Consider the following 3128-nt stretch of genomic DNA (forward strand, 5'->3'; position numbering starts at 1 on the left):
TCTTCACAGTCACCGCAATCTGGTCGTTCGACTCAAATTGCTTGGGTGTTATATGGTCAAGCCTCACGGGCAATTAGTATTGGTTAGCTCAACGCCTCACAGCGCTTACACACCCAACCTATCAACGTCGTAGTCTTCGACGGCCCTTTAGGGAACTCAAGGTTCCAGTGAGATCTCATCTTGAGGCAAGTTTCCCGCTTAGATGCTTTCAGCGGTTATCTTTTCCGAACATAGCTACCCGGCAATGCCACTGGCGTGACAACCGGAACACCAGAGGTTCGTCCACTCCGGTCCTCTCGTACTAGGAGCAGCCCCTCTCAAATCTCAAACGTCCACGGCAGATAGGGACCGAACTGTCTCACGACGTTCTAAACCCAGCTCGCGTACCACTTTAAATGGCGAACAGCCATACCCTTGGGACCGGCTTCAGCCCCAGGATGTGATGAGCCGACATCGAGGTGCCAAACACCGCCGTCGATATGAACTCTTGGGCGGTATCAGCCTGTTATCCCCGGAGTACCTTTTATCCGTTGAGCGATGGCCCTTCCATACAGAACCACCGGATCACTAAGACCTACTTTCGTACCTGCTCGACGTGTCTGTCTCGCAGTCAAGCGCGCTTTTGCCTTTATACTCTACGACCGATTTCCGACCGGTCTGAGCGCACCTTCGTACTCCTCCGTTACTCTTTAGGAGGAGACCGCCCCAGTCAAACTACCCACCATACACTGTCCTCGATCCGGATAACGGACCTGAGTTAGAACCTCAAAGTTGCCAGGGTGGTATTTCAAGGTTGGCTCCACGCAGACTGGCGTCCACGCTTCAAAGCCTCCCACCTATCCTACACAAGCAAATTCAAAGTCCAGTGCAAAGCTATAGTAAAGGTTCACGGGGTCTTTCCGTCTAGCCGCGGATACACTGCATCTTCACAGCGATTTCAATTTCACTGAGTCTCGGGTGGAGACAGCGCCGCCATCGTTACGCCATTCGTGCAGGTCGGAACTTACCCGACAAGGAAATTCGCTACCTTAGGACCGTTATAGTTACGGCCGCCGTTTACCGGGGCTTCGATCAAGAGCTTCGCTTGCGCTAACCCCATCAATTAACCTTCCGGCACCGGGCAGGCGTCACACCCTATACGTCCACTTTCGTGTTTGCAGAGTGCTGTGTTTTTAATAAACAGTCGCAGCGGCCTGGTATCTTCGACCGGCGTGGGCTTACGCAGTAAATGCTTCACCCTCACCGGCGCACCTTCTCCCGAAGTTACGGTGCCATTTTGCCTAGTTCCTTCACCCGAGTTCTCTCAAGCGCCTTGGTATTCTCTACCCAACCACCTGTGTCGGTTTGGGGTACGGTTCCTGGTTACCTGAAGCTTAGAAGCTTTTCTTGGAAGCATGGCATCAACCACTTCGTGTTCTAAAGAACACTCGTCATCAGCTCTCGGCCTTAAGATCCCGGATTTACCTAAGATCTCAGCCTACCACCTTAAACCTGGACAACCAACGCCAGGCTGGCCTAGCCTTCTCCGTCCCTCCATCGCAATAACCAGAAGTACAGGAATATTAACCTGTTTTCCATCGACTACGCTTTTCAGCCTCGCCTTAGGGACCGACTAACCCTGCGTCGATTAACGTTGCGCAGGAAACCTTGGTCTTTCGGCGTGGGTGTTTTTCACACCCATTGTCGTTACTCATGTCAGCATTCGCACTTCTGATACCTCCAGCAAGCTTCTCAACTCACCTTCACAGGCTTACAGAACGCTCCTCTACCGCATCATCAAAAGATGATACCCGTAGCTTCGGTGCATGGTTTGAGCCCCGTTACATCTTCCGCGCAGGCCGACTCGACTAGTGAGCTATTACGCTTTCTTTAAAGGGTGGCTGCTTCTAAGCCAACCTCCTAGCTGTCTAAGCCTTCCCACATCGTTTCCCACTTAACCATGACTTTGGGACCTTAGCTGACGGTCTGGGTTGTTTCCCTTTTCACGACGGACGTTAGCACCCGCCGTGTGTCTCCCATGCTCGGCACTTGTAGGTATTCGGAGTTTGCATCGGTTTGGTAAGTCGGGATGACCCCCTAGCCGAAACAGTGCTCTACCCCCTACAGTGATACATGAGGCGCTACCTAAATAGCTTTCGAGGAGAACCAGCTATCTCCGAGCTTGATTAGCCTTTCACTCCGATCCACAGGTCATCCGCTAACTTTTCAACGGTAGTCGGTTCGGTCCTCCAGTTAGTGTTACCCAACCTTCAACCTGCCCATGGATAGATCGCCCGGTTTCGGGTCTATTCCCAGCGACTAGACGCCCTATTAAGACTCGCTTTCGCTACGCCTCCCCTATTCGGTTAAGCTCGCCACTGAAAATAAGTCGCTGACCCATTATACAAAAGGTACGCAGTCACCCAACAAAGTGGGCTCCCACTGCTTGTACGCATACGGTTTCAGGATCTATTTCACTCCGCTCTCCGCGGTTCTTTTCGCCTTTCCCTCACGGTACTGGTTCACTATCGGTCAGTCAGTAGTATTTAGCCTTGGAGGATGGTCCCCCCATATTCAGACAAGGTTTCTCGTGCCCCGTCCTACTCGATTTCATTGCAAAGGGATTTTCGCGTACAGGGCTATCACCCACTATGGCCGTCCTTTCCAGAACGTTCCGCTAATCTCAATACAACTTAAGGGCTGGTCCCCGTTCGCTCGCCACTACTAAGGGAATCTCGGTTGATTTCTTTTCCTCAGGGTACTTAGATGTTTCAGTTCCCCTGGTTCGCCTCTTGCACCTATGTATTCAGTACAAGATAACCATCTTATGATGGCTGGGTTCCCCCATTCAGACATCTCCGGATCACAGTCTGTTTGCCGACTCCCCGAAGCTTTTCGCAGGCTACCACGTCTTTCATCGCCTCTGACTGCCAAGGCATCCACCGTATGCGCTTCTTCACTTGACCATATAACCCCAAGCAATCTGGTTATACTGTGAAGACGACATTCGCCGAAAGTTTGCATTTCACAAACTTTACCTTAGCCCGGACACACACCAGTGAAAGAGGTGCCCGGTCTATTTCTTTCTATCACATACCCAAATTTTTAAAGAACGATCTAATCAAAGACTAGAAATCAACATTCATGCA

At 51.3% G+C, this 3128-nt stretch carries 1 rRNA gene; it reads right to left on the reverse strand.

Annotated features, from left to right (window positions below):
* Window positions 1-52: 52 nt before the first annotated feature.
* A 23S ribosomal RNA gene (locus RYB09_RS27030) occupies window positions 53-2945 on the reverse strand.
* Window positions 2946-3128 lie beyond the last annotated feature (183 nt).

The organism is Pseudomonas syringae group sp. J254-4 (assembly GCF_032586855.1).
Classification (GTDB): domain Bacteria; phylum Pseudomonadota; class Gammaproteobacteria; order Pseudomonadales; family Pseudomonadaceae; genus Aquipseudomonas; species Aquipseudomonas amygdali.